Consider the following 22,056-nt stretch of genomic DNA (forward strand, 5'->3'; position numbering starts at 1 on the left):
CCACCAGGAGAACGGCGCCAAAGGCGCCTGCAAAACCCATGGCTCAACCCCTCGACGGCAAGGTCGCCATTGTCACCGGCGCGGGCGGCGGCCTGGGCCGCGCACAGGCCCACGCCCTGGCCCGATTGGGGGCGCAAGTGATCGCCCACGATCGCGACGCCGAAGCGGTCGCCAATACGGTCGCGGCCCTCTTGGCCGAGGGCGCCAGCGGCGAAGCCGCGATCGGCGACATTGCCGATACCGCCGCCTTCCGGCAGGCCGCCGCCGACATCGAACGGCGCCACGGCCGCATCGACATCCTCGTCAACAATGCCGGCATTGGCGGCGGCGAACCCTTCGAGGACGTCAGCGAAGCGCGTTTCGACGAGATCTTCCGCACCAACGTCCGCGCACCGTTCTTTGCCGCCCAGGCCGTGATCGGCGGCATGAAGGCCCGGGGCTGGGGGCGCATCGTCAATATTTCCTCGCTGATCGCGCTGCGCGGCGCCGACGGCAACCCGCACTACGCCGGCAGCAAGACTGCGTTGTTCGGCTTCACCCGCTCATGGGCGATCGAGTTCGCGCCCTACGGCATCACGGTCAATACCGTGGTCCCCTCTTTCATCGAAACGCCCATGGCGACCGCCCATTTCGACGACGCTGAATTCGCTCGGCGCGCCGCCGCCAACCCGGCCCAACGTCTTGCCACGCCCGAGGACGTCGCCGGCGTCGTCGCCTACCTTGCCGGCCCGGGTGCCGCGTTCGTCAACGGCCAAACCATCAGCCCCAACGGCGGCGACTTCGTCGGCGCGATGTAGCGCTAGGCGCGAACCGGCAACAGGTCGTGCGCCAGTTGCACCCAGTAACGGGCACCCAGCGTCAGGATGTCGTCGTTAAAGTCGTAATGCGGGTTGTGGACCATGCATGCGTTCTCCCCCGCACCGTTGCCGATCAGAATGTAGCACCCCGGTCGCGCTTGCAGCATGAAGGCAAAGTCCTCCGAACCCATTAGCGGCGGCGTGTTCGGATCGACGTTGGCCGCGCCGACGACCTTGGCGGCGGCCGCTGCGGCATAGCCGGTTTCGTCGCCGGTATTGACCGTCGCCGGATAGCAGCGGTCGTACCGCATCTCGAAGGATGCCCCGAACGCCGCACACAAACGCTCGCCCATCTCGCGCAATTGACGCTCCATTCGGTCGCGGGTATCGGTGCGAAAGGTGCGGATCGTACCGCCCAGTTCGATGCGGTCGGGAATGACGTTATAGGCATCCCCTCCGTGGAACTTGGTTACGCTCAGCACGACCGAGTCGATTGGATCGGTGGCGCGACTGACCAGGGACTGCCAGGCGGTGACCAACTGGGCGCCGACGACGATCGGATCGATCCCGGTTTGCGGCAACGCCGCGTGCGACCCCTTGCCCTGGATATGCACGGTGAACCGATCGAAGGCAGCCATGATCGGCCCTTGGCGGACGGCAAAGCGCCCGACATCCAGTCCCGGCATGTTGTGCATGCCGTAAACCGATTCGCAGGGAAATTTCTCGAACAGCCCTTCCTCGACCATCACCCCGCCGCCGCCCTCGTTCTCCTCTGCGGGTTGGAAAATAAAATGGACGGTGCCGTCGAATTCGCGGGTCTCGGCGAGGTACCGCGCCGCCCCCAGCAGCATCGTGGTGTGGCCGTCGTGACCGCAGGCATGCATCTTGCCCCGGTGGGTCGACCGATGGTCGAAGTCGTTAAGCTCTTCGATCGGCAGTGCGTCCATGTCGGCTCGCAACCCAATGGCGCGGTTCCCTGTGCCAGCCTTGAGAACGCCGACGACACCGGTCTTGGCCAGGCCGCGATGGACCTCGATCCCATAGGACTCGAGCCGCTCAGCCACCAAATCGGCGGTACGGAATTCCTCGAACGCCGTCTCGGGGTGGGCGTGGATATCGCGCCGCAGCGCCGTCAGATCGTCCTCCCAAGATGTCCACCGGTCTGCCATGCCATGCGCCTCCTTGATGAGGGACGATGGCACCACTCGCGCGGGACGGCGTCAAGGCATCGGGGAGCGGGACGGAGAACTAGGGTTGGGCGATGCGCCAGACTCCGGCTAAACCGTGCCCAGTGATGTCGCCCTCGTTCTTATCCTTCGACCAGCGGTAGAGCGGCTTTCCGGCGTAGGTCCATTGCACGGTTCCATCGTCGCGCTCGATGGCCAGGAAGCGGCCGATCCGCTCGTCCTTCTTGCGCGCGGTCAGCGGCGGCCAATTCTGCGCGCAGGCTGCCTTGCATGAGGATTCAAAAGCCGCGTCGCGGTCGTAGACATAAAGGGTCATGCCGTCGTCGTCGGCCAGTGCGCGTCCGTGTTCGGTCTTAACGACCTTAACGCCGCGCGGCGCGTCGAAAGACCAAGCAGGCGTTCCCCATAGCAACGCGGCAACCACGGCAGCGATCGTTCGGTGCAACATCGATTCCCCCAAATCGTTTCGTCACACTGGAGTCTCGTCACAGTCGGCGTGACCGTCTGTGACGGTCGTCACGCGATAGTTTCGGCCCGCCGCAGTCCTTCGATCATGGAGGAACGCATCAGGAAGTCCCGCGCTTTCTTTTTATCCAACGCGGTTTGCTGGGTTTCCCGGAAGTTGGCGAGCCGGACCTTGGGGTCGCGCTCGTTCAACAGCTTGCGATTGCGCTCGGCCTGGGCCTGCACGTTCTCCACCGCGATCGGTTGACGCTGGCGGGTGTAGCGGTCGAATAGGCTTTCGTCGCCCTCGCCGCGCCACACCGCAGTCAACTTGTCGGTCAGATTGACGGCATCGTGGATCCCGCCGTTCATGCCCATGCCGCCCAGCGGGTTGTTCAGGTGTGCGGCATCGCCGGCAAGGAAGATTCGGCCCATGTTGTAAGTCGTCGCAACGCGTTGATGGATCCGGTAGATCGTCTTGTGCAACAGGTCGTAAGGCTCAGACTTCGCGTGAATGCCGTTCAGACGTTTCTGAATGCTTTCGTCGGCAATGGCCTCTTCCTGGGTTTCGCCGTCCCGCGAGGGGAACAGCGCACGCCACTTGCCGATGACTCGCAACAGCACGAACCATTCGTCCGAATCCGACACGTAATTGATCAGCGACAGGTTCGGCATGTAGTCCCGGAACTCAAACGTCGTCGTGCCCTGGACGAACCACTCAGGATAGGTAACGCCCTCGAAGCCGATGCCAAGCTTGATCCGCACAGCGCTACTGGCGCCGTCCGCCCCAATCAAGTAGCGACCGCGAACCGTTACCTTTTCGCCCTCACGGTTCACCACCGCCCAGGCCGAATCGGCGTCCTGGCCGACGTCTTCTAAGCGGCTGTTGAACCAGACCTCGACATTGTCCCAATTCTTGATCTTTTCGAGGATCAACCGCGTCAGCTTGTGCTGTTCGCATTGCAGCCGGTAGGGATGCGCCGTCTCGTCCTTGATCAGACTAAGATCGAACTCGGCCCGTTCGCCGGTTTCCCGGTCGCGGAATTGCCAGGTGGGGGCCAGCAGGCCATCGGCGATCATCTGCTGGGTGATGCCGTATTCGTCGAGCATATCCAGGGTCGGCGGATGGTGGGTCGAGGCGCGCAAATCGATCGCGAGGTCAGGATTGGCCTCGACAACCAGCACCGGAATCCCTCGATCTGCCAAGCGTAGAGCAGCGACCAGGCCAACCGGCCCCGCCCCCGCGATAACTACCCGATCCTCAGCGGCCATGGGCCGTACTCCCTTCAAATTCTTGGCATTTCCCCGGGACCACGGAGCGAACGGCACCGCTCATTCCTCGAAACCGGGGAGCGCCTTGTTATATAATAGCGGTTAGGCAGATCAAACACGCTGAGGAGATCATTCGCATGGCGGTCGTCAATCACATGTTCCTGGAGGCCAACCACGACGAAAACGCCCGCGACGCGTTCGTCCTGAACCTCAAATGGCATATCAACCTCGGCCTCGCCCCTGGGCTGAAAAAGGTATACGAGCAGCGGGCCAAGCCCGCTTTCAAAAAGGAGACCGGGCGCGACTTCAAGAATCGCCACGAACTGCGCAAACAGATGCTCGACGAGGACTACTTTCAGTCCTGGGCCTCGATGTGGCGGACGGCCCAGCACCTTATGTGGGAATCGGCCGAAACCAAGATCGACCGCCAGTACGACGAGTTGGTCGACAAGACGACCGTCAAAGGGAAGAAGCTGGGAAGCCTCAAGACCAACCCCAACTTAGAAGTTCCGCGGTACGTCGCCGCGGTCGATATTCACGAGCAGCCCGGCGGCTATGGCTTCGACATGGGCGACGGCGATATTACAGCCGGGGCGTTCTACGATGCCGCCGGCGGCCTCTATGGTCGCGGCCAGGGCTTGGCGATGGGCGACAGCCCGGCCCAGGCACTGATCAATTTCATCAAGTCCCGCTACCCCGACCTCAAGCCGAAGCGCATTCTCGATCAGGGATGTTCGGTGGGCGGCAGCACGATCGCTTGGGTCGACGCCTTTCCCGACGCTGAAGTGCATGCCATCGACGTCAGCGCAGGGATGCTGCGCATGGCCCATGCCAAGCTCGAGAAGCTCGGCAGGCGGGTACATTTCTCGCAGCAGAACGCCGAGCACACGGAGTTCCCGGACAACTATTTCGACCTGATCATCTCAAACATCATGCTGCACGAAACCTCGGGCAAAGCGCTGCCGCGGATCATGAAGGATTGCTATCGCATCCTGAAGCCGGGTGGGGTCGTTGCTCACATGGATGTGCCCCTGCGCAACCGCGAACTGGACGTCTACACCCAGTGGTACCGGGATTGGAGCACGCACTTCAACAACGAGCCGTTCTGGGGCGCGCTGCACGATCTGGACATCAAGAAACCGATCCTCGCGGCCGGTTTCAAGAAAGAAGAAGCCTTCGACGAGCTTATCCCGAACACCGCCGGTAACGGTGGGGTGTGGTGGGCGGCCGGCGGGCGTAAAACCTAACCGCTCCCCCCAAGATTATACCCGCCGGCGCTCTTAACGGGCGCCGGCATCGACGATCCCTAGCCCGGAGGTAAGCCTAAATGGACACCCAGATCCGTCACCCCATGTTGGTTCGCGGCAAGCACGACGAGCTATCGCGCCAGCAATTCGTCCACAATCTCCGGCTTTGCCTCGCTGCCGACGTCATGCCGGGTAACCGCACGGTGTACGAACAGCGTGTGAAACCCGCGTTCCGCCGCAAGAAGAAGCGCGATCCGAAAGACCGTCACGAAGTCCGCCGCGAAATGACCAAGGACCCCTACTACCGCCTGTTCTCCGCGACCCAGCGGGCAAGCCAGGAAATGATGTGGGACTCGGTAACCGACAGCGTCGAACGCGAGCTTCCGGAACTTAAGAAGCGCGCGCGTGGCAACCCCCACAAGACCAAGGGAACGCTGCGGATCGGCAAAAACTTTGAGGTACCGCGGTACCACACCGCCGCGGACATTCACCTCCAGCCGGGCGGCTATCATGCGACGCCTGACGGCGAGGACTCAATCGCTGCCGGCGCGCTCTACGACCGCTCCGTGTTCATCTATGCGGTCGGCGGTATGGGCGACATGAACGACGACCTCGGCAAAACCGTGATCGACTATTACCGAGCGAACTATCCAGGCGAAAACCCGACGCGCATACTCGACATGGGATGCTCGGTCGGGCATAGCACCTTGGCGTGGGCCCAAGCCTATCCAAAGGCCGAGGTCCACGGTCTGGATTGCGGGGCCGGCATGGTACGTTACGCCGATGCGCGCGCGCGACATCTCGGCATTACCGCACACTTCTCCCAACAGAATGCCGAGAAAACGGATTTCCCGGACAATCACTTCGACGTCGTCGTCTCGCACATCATGCTGCATGAAACGTCTGCGAGCGCGATCAAGAACATCATCCGCGAAAGTCGCCGCATCCTGCGCCCCGGCGGGGTCATGATGCATCTCGATCTAGCCCGCAACGAAGGCATGAAGCCCTTCGATTCCTTTCTCATGGATTGGGAGGCCTACAACAACAACGAAACGTTCCTGGTGCGGCTGCGCGATATGGATTGGAAGAAGATCGCTGTCGATGCCGGGTTCAAACCCTCTAAGTGCAAGATCGACGGCTCGATGATGCATACCGCGCGCAAAATGCTGGAGGCAGGCCAAAAACCGCACTACACGGCAACCTTCCCGATCCTCGTCGGGTGTAAATAGGTGGCGTCCGTGCGCCGCAAAACGGCCAAGAAGGCCGCCTCCAAACCCGCCAAGGCCAAGGCAAGACCCGCCAAGAAGAAAGCCGCCACGGCCAAAAGGGGCGTGGCCAAACGCGCGGCGTCAAAGCGGGCCGTCAATGCCAAGGTGTCAACGGCAACCACGCCGATGGCGCGGGCGGCAAAGGGCAAACGGCCGCAATATTTCGAAGACCCTGCGGTCGATAAGCTGCACCTCATGGTCATGGCCCTGATCGAAGAACTATCCGTGACCCGCGACCGCCTCGACACGGTCGAACGGTTGATCGAGAAATACGGGCTGTTCAAGGTAAACGAGGTCGAGGACTATTTCCCTGACCCGAAGGCCGATGCGGCGCGTACCGGCCGCCGCATCGCCTACATTCGCCGGGTGATGAAGGGCATCACCGACGAAATCGAAAACCTACGCGGGCAAGATCCGGCGTTGGAGTTTGACGAGGTCGTGGACGTCATTTCAAGCTGATCGATCTAACGAGCAAAAAAAGGGCGGCTCAACCGAGCCGCCCTTTCTCTTTGTGCGCGTCGCGCGGGCTAGCCGCCCAACGACATGTTTTCGTAAACCAAGATGCGGTTCCAGTTGGTGAACCCCTGCACCCGTTTGGACAGACCGAAGATGTCCCTGCCATGCAAAATGGCGATCGACAGCGCATCTTCGTTCGCCTTGACCATCAGCTCCTGAAGCATTTTCTCACGCTTGCCGCGGTCCATTTCTTGGGCCGAGGCATGCAACAGGTCCATGTGCTCGGGAATGCAGATCGTCACCGCCGTCGAGTCGCAGGAGTACCACCGGAACGGAGTCGATGCGTCCATTTCCGGATCGACCAGGTACGAGAAGCCCGTTGCCTCGCCTTCCCACTTCTTTTGTAGAAGTTTGTTCAACCACTCGGAAAACTGAAGCGGCCGCAGCTCGACTTCAATCCCGATTTGTCCCAACTGTTGGGAGACGAAGGTATAGATTTCCGCATCGTTCGCGATGGCGCCGGTGATGACTTCGGCTTTCATCTTGAACCCGTTCGGATATCCCGCTTCGGTCAGAAGCGCCTTCGCCTTGGCCGGATCGTAAGGATACGGTTTCACATTCGGATTCCAGCCAAAGGTGTTGGGATTAGCGGGTTGGCTCGCCGGCACGGTAATACCGCCGAACAGGTTGGCGACGATTGCCTCTCGGTCGATCGCGTAGTTCGCCGCTTGGCGAACACGCTTATCGGCGAAAGGCGTCTTGCCGTCTTTCCACTTTCCGGTGAAGTCCTCGGAGAACACCATCAGCGACATCACATTGGGAGAGTCGTTCACGACGGCGACATTGCCGGACGCTTCGATGACCGCGATGTCGTCGGGTGACATGTTGGAAATGAGGTCGACCTGCCCTGCTTCGAGCGCTTGGCGCCGGGCAACCTGCTCGGGCAACTCCACAATGCGGATATTCTTGATCTTGCCCGGTCGCCACGACTTGTCGTGGGCGGTGAACAGGGCTTCGGTATCCTTCCAACTCACGACCTTCCACGGACCGGAGGTCACGGGGTCCGCGGCGTAACCGTCCTTGCCGCGATCGGCGAAGGCCTGCATTTCACCGATATATATGCGCTGGATGGTTGCCGGCCAGAGCGGGTCAGGCACTTTGGTTACGAACTCGACGGTCCGATCGTCGAGCGCTCTGTAACTTTCAAGTTTGCGGGCATCGCGCGCCACCGACGCAGGTTTCCCCTCTTCGGTGAGGAGGTAATCGAAGACTTTGACAACGTTATGTGCGCTGTTCTTGACGCCATTGGAAAAAACTACGTCGTCGCGCAGCGTAAAGCGCCAAGTGTTGTTGTTGACGAGTTCCCAACTGGTAGCGCCGTGCGGGACGATCTGACCCTTGTCATTGACCCGGGTGAGGCCATCGAAAATCCCCTCCCACCAATACATGGAAGGCACACCGCTGCCCGAGGAATAGACGTTGCCACGTGACGGTGCCTTGGAGTACATGCCGATCCGCAAGGTGTCGGATGCGTCTTGCGCGACGCCGACCGACGCCGGCAGCGCGACAGCCGCCGACAGGGCCAAGGCCGCTACCGATTTCATTAGTGTCGTTCTCATAAAGCCTCCCTTTGACCTTGTGCCGGGGTTTTCCCCAGCATTCCCGACAAGCTTGTGGCGCTTCGCGAATGGGGTCAAGGAAACGTTCTAGGAACCAAGGAAATCGGCCATTGCGGCTTGGCGCAGCGTCCCGTCGCCGGTCACTTTCTTGCATACCGCTTGGCTCAATGCCTGCGCGAGTCGGTCGGCGTGACTGTCGAGCAGATCCTCCGCTACAGACGCAATAAGCACCGGTTGCGACACCTGTCCAACGATCGAAGGGTCCATCCCAAGACATGCCCTGACGTAGTCGCCGTAGGTCGCTGGCGCCTTGAGCCAGTCCAACAACCGCTGCTGCAACTGGACTGAATCAATCTCCGGGTCAGACCAGCGAATGGCCTCGCGCCGCCGATCGTACCAGGGCCAAAAGAATGCCCGGTCGCGTAGCATGTGCCACGCGGTGAGCCAGTGCGTACCGTCCCATATCGGTTCGATCGTTGGTGCGTAATGCGCGGCCAGTTCTGCGCGGGCAGCGTCTTCCGCAAACACCGGACGATCAAGAACGACCTTTTCAACCCGTTCTCCGTCGTGCACTGCCAGGGCCAGCGCCAACGCAGCGCCAAGGGAATCGCCATAAACGTCGTAGCGATCGAACCCCGTCGCCGCCACCACAGCACTAACATCCGCGGCATAGGCAGACAGATCGCCGGCTGCGGCAAGCGAATCGGACTCGGCATTGCCCGCGACATCGAGGGCGACAAACGGACGTCCGCGACTGAGTGCTTCGGCCTGCGGCAACACCGTCCGTGAACTCCCCATGTCACCATGCAACAACACGACCGGCCGACCGATGCCCGTGCCGCCACGCCGGACCAGGCGCTGTCCACCGTCGATGCCGACATAGTCCCGCCACGTTGCCGCACGCGGCGTCGGCGGCACCGCTGCTGCGGTTTTGGAATCGCCCGCGTCACACCAGGCGAGGCTGGCTCGGATCGCCTCGATCCATCCGTCCTTGCCGGTCTCCAAGACCCGCACCCCCGCCGGTAAGTCGGTCAGGCGCTTTGCCTCGGGTGCCAGGACATCGCCCACCCGGGCCACGACGGTCGACTTGACGCCAAGCAGGTACATCGCCGCGCGGCTATCGTGACCGAACGCCGCTCGGTAGCCGAGCCAGTACCCGGCTGCATCCATTTTCGCCAGCACGATATCGTGGATATACGCCGGTGGCGCCATCGCCGAATCAAGGCGCCGCGCCTTCTCGGTCCGGAACCACGGGTAGAACACGATCTGGTCTCGAGTGTGTTGCCACGCCCAGGCCAAATGGGCGCCGTCGGCCGTCGGGTGAAACTCCGGGGCGTAGCGGTCAAGCCGCTCCTTGGCCTCTGCCGGTGTGTTGAAGGAAATCCCATCCAACACCAGACCGGCAACTCGCTCGGGATGACGCAACCCCACTTCGAGGGCGATATGGGCGCCCGTATGGGTGCCATAAATCGGCGCCCGCGCAATCCCGAGGGCATCCATCGCCGCCACAGTGGCATCGGCATAATCCATCGCGCTGGGCGCTTCCTGCGGCAGCGGATCTGATCCGCCGTAGCCCGGCGTGTCCAACCCGATCAACGTCCAATCCTGAGCCAACGGCAACAGTCCCGGCAAGACAAACGCCGCCGACTGCGGGCTGGAATGCAGAAGGATGAACGGCGGCCCCGATCCAGCGCGGCGATAATGAATCTCGCGATCGCCCACCCGGAGGAAATGCCGGGTCGTCGCAGGCGTCGTCATGCGGCAGCCCGTCGACCGAGGGCCGCAACGGCCTCTTCGGTGGTGACGAGTTTGGCGAAGAGAAATCCCATCGACTCGAGCGCCGACGCATGGCGACCGCGGTCGACCTCGCCCACGGCGTCGCGTACGACAAAGGTACGGAAATCGAGCTGCGACGCATCGCGAACGGTCGATTCGACGCACATGTTCGTCGTCACGCCGCACACGATCAAATTGACGACCCCCCGGTCGCGCAGTTGCTTCTCCAGATCGGTACGCATGAACGAACTCATACGACTTTTCTCGACCACCACATCGCCGGGTTGCGGCGTCAGTTCTTCGACGATTTCCGCATCCCAAGACCCCCGCGGACACACCTTGCTCGACTTAATGTTCGGCATCATCTCGCGCACGATGAACCCGCCGTCGCTGTAGTCGGGCTCGTAGGCAAGGTAAGAGAAGCAAACTAGAGCACCCGCCGCCCGTGCCGCCCCCACCAAGGCGCGACACGGCTCGATCGCGCCCGCCAGCATGCCGATGTCGAGACCGAGTCGGGCATGCGACCCCTCGGGCTTGCACATGCCGTTTTGCATATCCACGACCAGCACTGCCGTCGCACCGTTCAAACTGTCCATTTGCGCCCCCTTTTCCCCGACGCAGTGTAGCGAAAAGAAAAAGCGCCGGGCAATGAATGCCCGGCGCCCTTCAGTTCGCTCGATGTCTGAGTTGGCTTAAGCTACTCGGACATCCGTAGGTCGTGCCACCGGAGCGCGTGCTCAGGATGGAAGCCCACGCCGGACACCTTCTCCGACATCGCCCACTGCAGGCGATTCTCGACCAGTGGCGCGATCGCGACTTCCTTCATCAGGATTTCCTGAATCTGGGCCATCAAATCGTTGCGCTTTTTGTCGTCGGGTTCGGTCTTGGCCTGCTCCAACCACAGCTTGTCGACCTCGTCGTTGCTGTACTTGCTGTAGTTCGACAGACCGCCTTTTTCCGCAGTTACGTACAACAACTGGATCGCGTAGCCCGCTTCGACGCCGATCGGCTTGGAGTGGTCGATCAACGCAAAGGGAAGATCCTTCTTCACCAGCTCGCGGTCCGAAAACTGCGACTGGGGAATCGGGTTCAACACAACCGAGATACCGACTTTCTTGAGTTCGGTCTGGATGATGGTCGCTGCCGGCCCGAGGATGTTTTCTTTCTCGGTCGAATAGGTCAGCTGCATCGTGTCGGGAAATTTCTCCAGGCCATCGCCGTTCGGGTAGCCCGCTTCGGCCAAGAGGGCCTTGGCTTTGTCGATGTCCTGGTTCCGTTCGAACCCTACGTCGTGATAGCCAGGATAGTTCGACGGCAGCGACCCGTTGTACTTGGTGGCCTCGCCGAAGAAGACATCCTTCTGGATCTTGTCGTACGGAAGCGCGTAGGCAATGGCTTCGCGCAGTTTGATATTGTCAAACGGCGCCTGTTGCCAGTTCATGTGGACGTACGTCGTTGCGTTGCCCTCGACACTCACGACCTTGATGCCCTTCGCCGACTTCAGCGAATCGAATTCCTTGGGCGTCAAGTGTTCGGTAAGGTGGGCTTGTCCCGAACGCAGGATCACCAAACGCTGCCCGCTCTGCGGGATTTTGCGCATGATCACGCGGTCGATATCGGCCTTGCCTCGGAAATAGTCCGGGTTCGCCTGAGCGACGAATTCCTTATCCTTCTCCCAGCGAGTCAGACAGTAGGCACCGAAGCTCCCGACGCCCTCGTTATTCGCGTAATCGTGCGACCAAGGATCTTCGGCGGTCGCGTGCTTCTCCATTGTCTCCTTGTCGAAGATGTAGAGCGCGAAGATCGTCAACACTGGCAGGAATAGTTTGTTCGGCGCCGACTGGGTGAACTGCACCGTGTATTGATCGATCTTCTTGACTTCGTCGTCCTTAAGTTTTTTCGCTTCGATGTTCTCCGGCTTGTTGCCGAAAACGGCGGGCGTGAAGCCTTTGAAAGACGCAACGTTGGACAAGAACCAACCGACAGGCGCTTTACCGCTGACCGATTTCGCCCGGGCCATCGTGTAGATCACGTCGTCTGCATCAAAGGTCGCGCCGTCGCAGCCCTTCACCCCACGGCGAAGGTTGAACGTCCAGGTCAGCGTACCAGGATCGTAGCTCCACGATTCGGCCAACCGGCCCTCGAACTTGTTCAAGTCGAGAATGACGGCACCGTCGGCGCGGCGTTCCTTCTCCGCGTAGTAAATCAACGGTTCCATCAAATTGACCATGCCGGCTTGAGTCGGCGGCGCCGATGCGTTCGGGCCGTCGTAGTTCAGGCTCGGCGGTACATCTTCCGAAAGAAAAAGTAGGTCCTTCGCGGCGGCCGGGCCGGACAGGCCCATCGCAAGTGCGGCCGGCGCGAGGGCACCCAACAGCAGTTTTTTCACAGTAGTCCTCCCTATTCGATAGACCGACCGGTTCTTGATACGACCGTCGGCCAGCGACCCAATGGTCGCAGTCATCGCAGATACTAGCCTATTGTCCGGACCGGGTACACCGGGGCTCACGCTAGCCCTCAAACAAAAAAGAGCCTCGGGGACGGATCCCCGAGGCCCTTTTCTTCGCGTCTGGGTTGATCTTAGCTGGTCGGTGCCGACAAGCCGTTGACCTTCCCGATCGTGTCATTGAACTGCTGGGCGCAGTTCGCCCCGCAGCGCTCGGCCCACTTGGGCAGAACTGTTTCGAGCATGATCTGCCGCAACAGCTTCAGATCCTCGGCCGACGCGTCGACCCGCACCATGCCGCCCGGCTCGCCTTCGGTGCACGGACCAGTGGTGTTGCAGTTGATGCCGAGTTCACCCTCATTGCGGTTCAGCGTCCACATGTCGTCTTCGTGCTGCTGAATGGTGTCCGAAATGACCTTGCGGACATCCGCATCTAGCTTGTTCCAGGCTTCGATGTTCACGACGGTGACGCCGGCGGCAAAGTTGATCGGCAGCGTGTAGAGGTACTTCGCACCCTCATACCATTTGGCCGAATAGCCGCCGAGGGTGCCGGTGATGGCGCAATCGATGACGCCCTTCTGCAGGCCCTGCTGGACTTCGCTGAACGACAGCGGAATTCCGGAGGCACCCAACGCACCGAGGAAATCGGACTGCGAAATACCCGAGCTACGGACCTTGCGGCCCTTCAGGTCGGCAAGCCCCTTCACTTCGTCGCGGCAATACAGGATTTGCGCCTGGAACGACTGCATGGTGAGAATCTTGAGGCCGAAGTTCTCTTCGTAGAACTTCTCCAAGACCGGGCGGAACGCCATCGTCACCTTGTGGAACTCGTCAATCGTCGGGGACATACCGGCCAAGTCGGTGGTGTCGTTGATCGGCGCTTCACCCGAGACGTGTCCAAGCTGGAACGACGCGAACTGAGTCTGGCCGCGTTGGCTCAAACGCAGACCTTCCGGGCCCTTGAGCCCCATTTCGTTCCAGCCCTTGAAGTTTACCTTCACCTTGCCGCCGGTGAGCGCCGGGATCTTCTCGGTCCAATAGGGCTTCTGGATGTCACGGAACTGCGTGGTGACGCTGACGTTGCCGATAACGTTGATTTCCGTCTCCGGAAACTTGCCGTCGGGCTCGTCAGCAAGGACGGCGGTCGAGCCGGCGGCCACGAGGGCTGCCGCGGCGACGGCGCCGATGAGCTGATTTCTAAACATTACTTCCTCCCTGGTTTAGCGAAAATAGCCCCGCGCCGGCGCGGCTCATTTCTCGATATTGTGGACTCCGGCGAGTCCATTCCACTCAATTAAACACGCTTGGCAGCCACAATGCCAACTGGGGGAACGCCAGCAACAGCATCATCATGGCAATCATCATTAGCAGGAACGGAACCGATCCGAGTACCACGTCGCGGAACGGGCCCTTGCCGCGCACCGCCTGGACCACAAACAGATTGACCCCGATCGGCGGGGTAATCAACGCCGCCTCGATCAAAATCATGAACAGGATGCCGAACCAGACCTGATCGAACCCCAGCGCCAGAATGACCGGCACAACGATGGGCGTCGTCGCGATCATCAGCGACAACGTTTCCATGAACATGCCTAGGACCAAATAGAACGCGATGATCGCAATCATCGCCCAGGTCGGGTTGATGTTCAGGCCCTCCATGAAATCGCTCACGAAAGCCGTCACACCGATCGACTGCAAAACGAAATTCAAGAAGAACGCAATGACGACGATCAGCGTCACCATCGCCGTCGTGCGCATGGTTCCTTCGAACGCCATCAACAGGACCGTCCGGTTGATACGGCGACGGTATAAGCCGAACAACAGCGACGCCACGACGCCCAGCGAGGCGGCTTCGGTAGGTGTGGCCCAGCCCGCATAGATCGACCCGACCACAACCAAAAAGAGAACGATCGGGGGAAGTAAATGCTTCAGCGACGATATCCGGTCGTTCCACGACGCCTTGTCGTGGGTCCCGCTGAGCGCCGGTTTGATAACGCAGGCAAGAAAAATCGCCAGCGAAAACATTGCCGCGAGCAAAAGCCCAGGGATGATCGCCGCGAGATAAAGGTCGTTGACCGACGTGTCGGTCAAGACCGCGTAGATAATCATGTTGATGCTCGGCGGGATCAGGATGCCCAACGTCCCGCCGGCGGCGAGCGACCCCAAAAATAGCGGGGCGCTGTATTGACGAAGCTCGATATTGGGGATCGACACCGTGCCGATCGTGGCGGCCGTTGCAACCGACGAGCCCGACGTCGCCGCAAATAGCGCGCTGGACGCCACGTTGGTGTGCATCAGCCCGCCGGGCATCCAGTTCACCCACTTGTCGAGCGCGCGGAACATGTCCGTCGCAATCCCTGTCCGTAACAGAATCTCCCCCATCATGATGAAGAGAGGGACCGCAACCAGAACGAATTCGGTGCTTGCCGACCATGAAATGTCGCCCAACGCCGGCAGGAGAGAGATGAAGGAGAAGGTTTCGCCGAGAAAGATCGCAAGGATGCCGAGAATAGCGGCGACGTATATGCCGAGCGCGGCGAGAACCAGCAATACGCCGAGAGAGAGCGCGGCCATCAGGCACTCCTCCCGCTCTTGGGAGCGTCCGTGGGGGGGGCGTCGCCCGCGACGAGGCTCAAGGCCTCGGAAAGTTCCGCCTCCCCTTCCCGCTGTTCGATGCCGATCAGTGCCGTTACCGCTGCAAGGTCGCCCCGCGCGAAACTATAGACTCCGCGCAACAGATACACGACGCAAACGAAAGCAAACCAGGTTAACCCGAGAGCCCAAACCGACTGGGGAATCACCAGCGGCACGGCAAGATCGGACGCCGACACCGCGCCGAGCGTCCCTGGCCCCGGTAAACGGTAACTCTCCTGGGTCAAGGACCAAGCGTAATACGCGAATATCACCGCCAACGCGGTGAGCATCGCAAGGGCGATAATATCGAGGACCGCCCGGCCGACCCGCGGAAAGCGCGCATAGATCACGTCGATACGAATATGGGTCTTGGTGGTCAACGCAAAGGAGAACGAAAACGCGACCGTCACCGCATAGAGATAGATCGTTATTTCGAAGCTCTCGAACAGGTTGTCGTTGAAAAAGTTCCGGGCAAACACATCGAACGTCACCAGAACCGCGCAAAACAGGATCGCGCCGCCGGCCGCCCAGGCGAGATAGCGCGATAGACGCTCCAGCACGCCCTCCCGCCGCGTTTCGGTAGATTCAATCAACCCTGCGCTCTCCCTCTTTGCCCGCCATCTAACGCGGCGGTGCCTAGGTATTATGTCTTGGCATCGGGGCAAAGGGGAGTCAAACCCTGGCGCACGATTCCCTCACGATTCGGCGGCCACCGAATGACAGAGCGTGCCGACCCCGCCCACCTCGACCTCGATCGAATCGCCGGGCTTCAGGTAAACCGGCGGCGTGCGCGCGGTGCCAACGCCGCTCGGCGTCCCGGTACTGATGACATCGCCCGGACGCAAATCCGTCCACGACGAAATGTAGCGAACGATCTCCGGGATTGAGAAGGTCAACTCGTCCAGTCGCCCGGATTGCATTGCTGTGCCATTGAGACGGGTCTCCAATCGAATGTCGCGCGCCGGCGGCATCGCGTGGACCGGCACGAACCACGGCCCCATGCCTCCAGTTGCGGGAAAGTTTTTCCCGGCGATCAGGTTCTGCTTCTGATAGTCGCGAACCGAGGCATCCATGAAACAGGTGTAGCCCGCGACAAAGTCCATAGCGTCCGACTCGGCGATGTGACGGCCGGCTTTCCCGATCACCAGGGCAACCTCCCCTTCGTAGTCGAAGGCATCGCTGTTGCACGGTTTAATCAACGCACCGCCATGGCCAACCAGCGTGTCGTTCAGCCGCACGAAAACGGTCGGGTACGGCCCCTTCTCGGTCCCCATCTCGATCCGGTGAGGCTCGTAGTTCAGGCCGATGCACACGACTTTGCCCGGCGACGGTATCGTGGGCAGGAACGTGACGTCGGCCAGGGCGACATCGATCCCCCGCCCAGTTGCCGCGCGCTCCAAACCGCCAAGGTCGTTTGCCGCGATCGCTGCCGCGAGGTTTGGGTGCGATACCCGACCGGTCAGGTCAATTAGACCGTCGCCGTCGACAATGCCAAAGCGGTTGCGCCCATCGTGGACGAACGAACAAATCCGCATCAGTGGAACTCGACCAGGGCGCGGGGAACCTCGTGGAGCAACCGGCACCCGTTTTCAGTGACGAGGACTGAGTCCTCCAAATGAAAACTGCCAAGGTCGACGTCGCGGTAAAACACTTCCGTATTGACCACCATGTCCTGTTCGAGCGTGAAGCCCTTTTGCAGGCTGTCGGCGTAAGGGAACTCAAATACCTCAAGACCCAACCCGTGGGTGGTGACCGACGTCAACTCACCGCGCAGCCCGTGGGCGCTGATCGTCGCCCGCACTAGGTCGCGCAAGTCCTGGGTATGGACCCCCGGTTTGATCGCCGCCTCCACAGCCTCCAGCGCAGCGACGGTCGCCTCGTAGCGCTTGCGTTGGTCGGGGGTGGCGTCTCCGACGACAGCGGTGCGTGCGAGGTCCATGTGATAGCCCTTGTAGGTGCCGAGGCAATCCAGCACCACGGCTTCCCCGGGGTTCAGGGTTCGGGACTCCCCGGATGGCAAACTAAAACTGGAGCCGTCGCCGGCGCCGAACATCATCCCCCGGTCGCCGAGATGCCGGGCGTCGGCCTCGACCAATGTGCGTCGGTAGATTTGCGTCAACTCACGTTCCGCCATGCCAGCGTGCCCGCCGCCGATCACGTTCGCCAAAGCCTCGGCGTTGATCTGTGCGCCGCGGGTAAGAACCGCCACTTCATCGGACGTCTTGACCACCCGGACCCGCCGCATGGGTTGCAACACGTCGGCGATCCGGGTGTTGCCGCCGATCCCGCCGTCCTCAAGCATTCGACCAAGACGCGTATCGTCGCACCCGATTTGTGCCGCGGCGAGTCCGCGGTCGCGCAACGTCCGAGTGACCGCGTCGAGAAATGTCGGTTGCTGGGTCACGGCGAGCCGGTCGCGCAGGGTTTTCAGTTCCCGCCGCAGCGGAGTCTCGAGGTGCCGCTCAAGCGTCTCGCCCATGAATGTCCCCACGGTACTCCAGGGCGTGCCGAACGGGCGGATATCGTCGATCCAAGTGCCCGCTTCGACGAGGAATGGCAAATCGAACTCCGGCAGCACCAGGGCTGGCGGTAGATCGGGGTCGGCTGGCAGAACGACGGCCGAGGTATAGTCCTCGAAGTGTCCCAGCATGAATTCCGAGGCTAGGCCGCTGGCGTAAAGAACATTGGCCGGCGTCGCCAGAATCACGGCATCGAGCCCTTCCTCGGCCAAAACCGCGCGCGCACGCGACAAATTCAAAAGCATGGTTTTCTCCCCCCTCGTCCCAATCGAAGCCGCCAGCTTGCCGCCTTACTTATAACCAAGGGTGGCGAACCTGGCGACACCGGTTCAAGCCTTGCTGAGGGCCAAAAACTGCGCTACCAAGGACGCGATTGGGGAATTGGCGGGTAGGGTCACCCGCTAGGAGCAGGCGCTCTGGGGGCTGCCGAAACACCCCCTGCTAGCGTTTCTTTGCTTCGTCTGCGGTACAACTGAGTTGGCCATGTCGAAGCGAAGGCAGGATGGGTGCGGGATGGCGACGACAAAAGACGTTCTGGCGGCGGTTGAGCGCAAGCGCGGTTACCTGCTGACCTACCACCGTATGATCGGGTCCTCCGACCCAGACCTCCTCGCCGCTTACGACAATTTCTACGAGAACCTGACGCTCGCGCCGCGCGCTTTCACGCCGCAGCAGCGCGAACTCGTTTGGGCGGCGCTCCAAGTGGCGGCCGACGAAGAGCACGGGCATATTCATATGCGCCGCGCGGTTAAGGCCGGCCTAGGCGAAGGCATTCTCACCGATTCGATTGCGCTTGCCGGCGCGGCCGAGGCGCACCGTGCGCTCTGGTTCGGGTCGCACCATTGGAACGAATGGATTTCGGTCGAGGCCGCGACGGTGCGTTACCTCAATATGTGCGAAGCGGCGCGGGGCGAAGTCGAACCAGCGCTTGCCGAAATTATCCTAGCGGTGTGTCACGGTGCGCGACGCACCTACGACGCGATGCGCATCCACTTGAAGCGGGCGTTCGAATCGGGTGCCACAGTGCCGCAAATGTCCGAAGCGCTCAGCTATATGCTGCTGCCCTGTGGCGGACCGACGTTGATCGACGCCGTCGAGGTATGGGAGCAGGAAGGCGCTGCCGGCAACTGCCCTTCGCCCTATGCTGCAGACGCGGCGCCATGATCTGGGCGCGCGTCGCGCCGTAGGGGTGCGCTAGTAACCCAATGAGTTCCCCATTCGACGTCATCGTGGTCGGTGCCGGTACAGCTGGCATTCCCTGCGCGTCGGCTGCCGCGGCGCGGGGCGCCCGCGTCCTGTTGGTCGAACAGAACGAGGATGTCGGCGGCACCTTGCATCTTTCTGCCGGGCAAATGAGCGCCGCCGGCACCCAACTGCAACGGGATCGCGGCATCGAAGACGACCCGCGATTGCACTTTCTCGATGCCATGCGCATCAGCAAAAACACAGCCGACCCGACGTTGGTGAACCTTGCCGTCAACCTTGCGCCCGACGTGATCGACTGGCTGATGGTCGAGGGCTTTGCGATGCACCCCGACTGCCCGAAAATCTTCTACGGCCACGAGGCCTACAGCATTGCGCGCACCTACTGGGGAGTCGACGGGGGCATTTCGATCCTCGAAGTCCTCCGCCGGGTTCTCACCCGGCAGCTCCGACGCGGCCGGCTGGAGTTGCGCATCAACACCAGCATGGTCGGCCTGGAACAAAAGAACCGCTATGCGCCGGTTACCGGCGTAAAACTGCGCGGCGCCGACGGCAAGACCGAAACCGTACTGGGAAAGAACGTCGTGCTGACGACGGGCGGCTATGCCGCGAACCGGCGTCTGTTTTCGCGTCTGACCGAAGGATTCAGTCTCTTTTCCGCCGGCATGCCGACGTCCAATGGGACCGGCATTCTTCTCGGTTCGGCCGCCGGCGGGGCGATCCGCAACGGCGACAAATTCCTCCCGACCTTCGCCGGCATCGCCATCGACGGCCAACCCCACCGCGTCGATTTTTACCGGATGCCGTCGTTGACGCCGCAGGTTCGCCCGCCCTGGGAAATTTTTGTCAACCTCCATGGCCGCCGGTTCGTCGCCGAGGATCACCCCAGCGTCGACGAGCGCGAGCAACGCCTAATGGAACAGCCAGAGATGTCGTTCTGGATCGTGTTCGACGACCGCATCTTCAACGACGCGCCGCCCTTGTTAGATGCAGGTGGCGGCTTGGCCGGCGGCGACTGGACTACCGATGCGGTGACCGAGGCGTTTGCGAACCACCCCTCGTTCAAAACCGCGGACACGATCGCCGGTCTCGCCGAGGCGTGCGGCCTGCGTGCCAGCGCCCTCGCCGAAACAATCGCCGACTACAACAAAGCCGTCGCCGGCGGCACCGACGCCTTCGGACGCAAGCACTTGCCGGCCGCGATCGAACGAGGCCCGTTCCGCGCCATCAAGGCGCATGGCACCGTGCTCAAGACGCCCGCCGGGCTAAGCGTCAACACCGACCTCCAGGTCGTCAACCGGAAGGGCGTACCGGTTCCAAACCTCTATGCCGCCGGTGAAGCGCTTGGCGGTGGCACCCTATCGGGCAAGAGCTTCGTTGGCGGCATGAGTGTCACCCCTGCCCTCGCCTTCGGTCGCTACCTCGGCAGCAACATCCTGACCTGGTAGGCGCGTCGCCTAAGCCTGCCGCTGCGCGGCCGCGCGGCTCGTGACAACGGTCTCGACGTTGATGATCCGACGGAAACATTCCGCCAAATAGGATTCGAGCTGGGAGTCGATCCCATCGAGGTGGAACTCGAAATTGAGGGCGCCGCCCGCGGCGACCTCGGCATGCCAATAGGACGGGACCATGTCGCGCTTGGCAATCAGATCGAGGCAACGCGACATGACGTCCGGCGCAGCTACCGCGCGAACGTGAAATTGGGTGCGGCTAGAATTGAATCGAGAGGGAGTCATGACCTGCAGACTTTCGTGACGGGTGGGAAACGGCAACGGACAACGCCCGACTTCCGAAGGAAGCCGGGTCCGTAATTCGCCCAATCCGCGTCTGCAGGTCGATCATCGCGTTACGTTGCCCCCTCTCCCGGCCCCCGTCAAGGCAGCCGGGCGAGCCGAGTTCAGGCCGAAGGCCTAGAACCCCAGGGTGACGCTGTAGGTGCCGGTATAGGTGCCATCGGTGTAGCCGCCCGATTCCGATCCCGCACCCTGCCGCAATCGGGTCTTCAGCGTCCCGCCAACCATCACGTTCAGATCGCCGGCGCTGTCGGTCACTGCGTTGAAATCCATCGCCACGGCGGTCGGCGTAAAGTCGAACTGTGTCGCCACCGAGTCCGCCGGATTGACCAACTGAATCGTACTGCCGGGGGTGATCGTCAACGTAGTATTGGGCGGCGCCCCGTTGATCATGATCTTGCCGGGTTCAGGCGCCACGATCGTCAAAATGCGCGACTCCGATCCCCCCGAACCTTGGGTGATGCTCGCCGCACCGCCGATCGCCTGCATGACGATCTGCGCTTGGGTCCCGGCGGTCGGCGACGCGATCGCCGCCACGGTCCCGAAGGTCACACTTTCCCAGCCACCGACGGTGAAGGTGTTTTGCACCGTCACGCTGGCCGAATAGTTGACCGTCTGGCTCTGGGCTTGGGCCTGGCTAACACTCGTCGTCGCAAGGACCGTGAGTGCGACGGCAACAAGCGCCGCACGAATCGAAAATTGAATACCTACCGAATGCATACTGCTCTCTCCCGGCGTCGCATTGCCCTGCGCCTGTTAACCTTTGCGCTTCTGCGCATCACTCATCCGAGAAATGCAAAGCAAGGAGCGAGCCAAGGCGTCATGCGGCCTTCAAACGCACGAACTGCACTAAACCGGACGTCGGTAACGATTCGTTAGGGTTAACGGCGCAGGAAACGTCTGCCTGTCGGCACGAATTGCCGGGCAGTTTCTACCGGGTCAAGCGCGTTGCCGCGCCAGCGACCGGACATCCGTCACGACCGTTTCGATGCAGAGGATTTGGCGCAATCCGTTCGCCAAGCGGCGAATGTCCATCTCGGCCAAGCCATCGCATTCGAGCGTCACATGAACGCGTGCATCGCTCTGGTGCATATTGCCGACCCAACGGTTCGGCACCAAACCGTGTTTGGCGAACAGGTCGAAGACGCGCGGCAACGCACCGGGGTCGGCGGCGGCCTGGATGGTAAAAACGGCGGTAGATTGATTAGTTCGGTCGGGAAAGGACATCACGAAAAGACTCCGGAATCAGCGAATGCGAACGGGCGTCATCCCGGCTCCCCAGGGGAACCGGGCCCGTAACTCGCACGCATGCGACTGCCCGGTCCGCCTGAAAGGCCGGGTCCGTAAGTCGCCGCTGAGAGGTCTTCGTGATCATCGCGCGGGAAAATGGCGAAC

At 61.5% G+C, this 22,056-nt stretch carries 21 protein-coding genes; 6 read left to right on the forward strand and 15 right to left on the reverse strand.

Going from position 1 to position 22,056, the window contains the following annotated elements; translation table 11 throughout:
- Positions 1 to 38: 38 nt before the first annotated feature.
- Positions 39 to 797, forward strand: a complete 759-nt coding sequence (locus RID42_14385; GenBank protein ID MEQ8248861.1) for an SDR family oxidoreductase — start codon at positions 39 to 41, stop codon at positions 795 to 797.
- A 2-nt stretch (positions 798 to 799) separates the two neighbouring features.
- Here RID42_14385 and RID42_14390 read toward each other — a convergent pair whose 3' ends face one another.
- From RID42_14390 to RID42_14400, 3 genes are all read right to left on the reverse strand, one after another.
- The gene (locus RID42_14390) at positions 800 to 1,966 is read right to left on the reverse strand and encodes a M20 aminoacylase family protein (GenBank protein MEQ8248862.1); all 1,167 of its coding nucleotides are present in this window, start codon (positions 1,964 to 1,966) and stop codon (positions 800 to 802) included.
- Positions 1,967 to 2,045: 79 nt separating this feature from the next.
- Complete coding sequence (locus RID42_14395) at positions 2,046 to 2,432, reverse strand: hypothetical protein (GenBank protein MEQ8248863.1); 387 nt, start codon at positions 2,430 to 2,432, stop codon at positions 2,046 to 2,048.
- Between the two features lie 68 nt (positions 2,433 to 2,500).
- Positions 2,501 to 3,700 carry an FAD-dependent monooxygenase gene (locus RID42_14400; GenBank protein ID MEQ8248864.1) on the reverse strand — a complete coding sequence of 400 codons (1,200 nt, stop codon included), beginning with the start codon at positions 3,698 to 3,700 and terminating at the stop codon, positions 2,501 to 2,503.
- A gap of 137 nt (positions 3,701 to 3,837) precedes the next feature.
- Here RID42_14400 and RID42_14405 point away from each other — a divergent pair, with 137 nt between their 5' ends.
- The 3 genes from RID42_14405 (at position 3,838) to RID42_14415 (ending at position 6,674) form a co-directional block, all read left to right on the forward strand.
- Complete coding sequence (locus tag RID42_14405; protein MEQ8248865.1) at positions 3,838 to 4,947, forward strand: class I SAM-dependent methyltransferase; 1,110 nt, start codon at positions 3,838 to 3,840, stop codon at positions 4,945 to 4,947.
- 80 nt (positions 4,948 to 5,027) lie between these two features.
- Positions 5,028 to 6,176, forward strand: a complete 1,149-nt coding sequence (locus tag RID42_14410; protein ID MEQ8248866.1) for a class I SAM-dependent methyltransferase — start codon at positions 5,028 to 5,030, stop codon at positions 6,174 to 6,176.
- A 9-nt stretch (positions 6,177 to 6,185) separates the two neighbouring features.
- Entirely contained in the window at positions 6,186 to 6,674 is a 489-nt protein-coding gene (locus RID42_14415) for a hypothetical protein (GenBank protein ID MEQ8248867.1), read from the forward strand.
- A gap of 68 nt (positions 6,675 to 6,742) precedes the next feature.
- Here the strand turns inward: RID42_14415 and RID42_14420 are convergent, their stop codons facing one another.
- The 9 genes from RID42_14420 to RID42_14460 all read right to left on the reverse strand — a co-directional run bounded on the left by RID42_14420 (position 6,743) and on the right by RID42_14460 (position 17,910).
- A complete protein-coding gene (locus tag RID42_14420) occupies positions 6,743 to 8,290 on the reverse strand; it encodes an ABC transporter substrate-binding protein (GenBank protein MEQ8248868.1) in 1,548 nt (515 codons plus the stop codon).
- A gap of 87 nt (positions 8,291 to 8,377) precedes the next feature.
- A complete protein-coding gene (locus tag RID42_14425; GenBank protein MEQ8248869.1) occupies positions 8,378 to 10,048 on the reverse strand; it encodes an alpha/beta fold hydrolase in 1,671 nt (556 codons plus the stop codon).
- Positions 10,045 to 10,662 (reverse strand): isochorismatase family cysteine hydrolase, encoded by a 618-nt coding sequence (locus tag RID42_14430; GenBank protein ID MEQ8248870.1) that lies wholly within the window; start codon positions 10,660 to 10,662, stop codon positions 10,045 to 10,047. Before RID42_14430 ends, RID42_14425 begins: the two co-directional genes overlap by 4 nt.
- Positions 10,663 to 10,763: 101 nt before the next feature.
- Positions 10,764 to 12,455: an ABC transporter substrate-binding protein gene (locus tag RID42_14435; protein MEQ8248871.1), complete on the reverse strand. Its 1,692-nt coding sequence runs from the start codon at positions 12,453 to 12,455 to the stop codon at positions 10,764 to 10,766.
- 191 nt (positions 12,456 to 12,646) lie between these two features.
- The gene (locus RID42_14440) at positions 12,647 to 13,717 is read right to left on the reverse strand and encodes a TRAP transporter substrate-binding protein (GenBank protein MEQ8248872.1); all 1,071 of its coding nucleotides are present in this window, start codon (positions 13,715 to 13,717) and stop codon (positions 12,647 to 12,649) included.
- Positions 13,718 to 13,802: 85 nt separating this feature from the next.
- Entirely contained in the window at positions 13,803 to 15,086 is a 1,284-nt protein-coding gene (locus RID42_14445; GenBank protein ID MEQ8248873.1) for a TRAP transporter large permease, read from the reverse strand.
- On the reverse strand, positions 15,086 to 15,739 hold the full coding sequence (locus RID42_14450) for a TRAP transporter small permease (GenBank protein ID MEQ8248874.1): 654 nt from the start codon (positions 15,737 to 15,739) through the stop codon (positions 15,086 to 15,088). The genes RID42_14445 and RID42_14450 overlap by 1 nt, the downstream gene beginning before the upstream one ends.
- Positions 15,740 to 15,841: 102 nt before the next feature.
- The gene (locus RID42_14455) at positions 15,842 to 16,681 is read right to left on the reverse strand and encodes a fumarylacetoacetate hydrolase family protein (protein ID MEQ8248875.1); all 840 of its coding nucleotides are present in this window, start codon (positions 16,679 to 16,681) and stop codon (positions 15,842 to 15,844) included.
- Positions 16,681 to 17,910: a Xaa-Pro peptidase family protein gene (locus RID42_14460; GenBank protein MEQ8248876.1), complete on the reverse strand. Its 1,230-nt coding sequence runs from the start codon at positions 17,908 to 17,910 to the stop codon at positions 16,681 to 16,683. Before RID42_14460 ends, RID42_14455 begins: the two co-directional genes overlap by 1 nt.
- Before the next feature lie 268 nt (positions 17,911 to 18,178).
- Here RID42_14460 and RID42_14465 point away from each other — a divergent pair, with 268 nt between their 5' ends.
- Positions 18,179 to 18,829 carry a hypothetical protein gene (locus RID42_14465; GenBank protein ID MEQ8248877.1) on the forward strand — a complete coding sequence of 217 codons (651 nt, stop codon included), beginning with the start codon at positions 18,179 to 18,181 and terminating at the stop codon, positions 18,827 to 18,829.
- 41 nt (positions 18,830 to 18,870) lie between these two features.
- Positions 18,871 to 20,316, forward strand: coding sequence for an FAD-binding protein (locus tag RID42_14470; protein ID MEQ8248878.1), 1,446 nt, complete (start codon positions 18,871 to 18,873; stop codon positions 20,314 to 20,316).
- Positions 20,317 to 20,325: 9 nt separating this feature from the next.
- Here the strand turns inward: RID42_14470 and RID42_14475 are convergent, their stop codons facing one another.
- The 3 genes from RID42_14475 to RID42_14485 form a co-directional block, all read right to left on the reverse strand.
- The gene (locus tag RID42_14475; GenBank protein ID MEQ8248879.1) at positions 20,326 to 20,535 is read right to left on the reverse strand and encodes a hypothetical protein; all 210 of its coding nucleotides are present in this window, start codon (positions 20,533 to 20,535) and stop codon (positions 20,326 to 20,328) included.
- A 243-nt stretch (positions 20,536 to 20,778) separates the two neighbouring features.
- Positions 20,779 to 21,381 carry a DUF4402 domain-containing protein gene (locus tag RID42_14480; GenBank protein MEQ8248880.1) on the reverse strand — a complete coding sequence of 201 codons (603 nt, stop codon included), beginning with the start codon at positions 21,379 to 21,381 and terminating at the stop codon, positions 20,779 to 20,781.
- Between the two features lie 219 nt (positions 21,382 to 21,600).
- Positions 21,601 to 21,891: a hypothetical protein gene (locus RID42_14485; protein ID MEQ8248881.1), complete on the reverse strand. Its 291-nt coding sequence runs from the start codon at positions 21,889 to 21,891 to the stop codon at positions 21,601 to 21,603.
- Positions 21,892 to 22,056 lie beyond the last annotated feature (165 nt).

It is taken from the genome of Alphaproteobacteria bacterium, from assembly GCA_040216735.1.
Classification (GTDB): Bacteria; Pseudomonadota; Alphaproteobacteria; order SHVP01; family SHVP01; genus CALJDF01.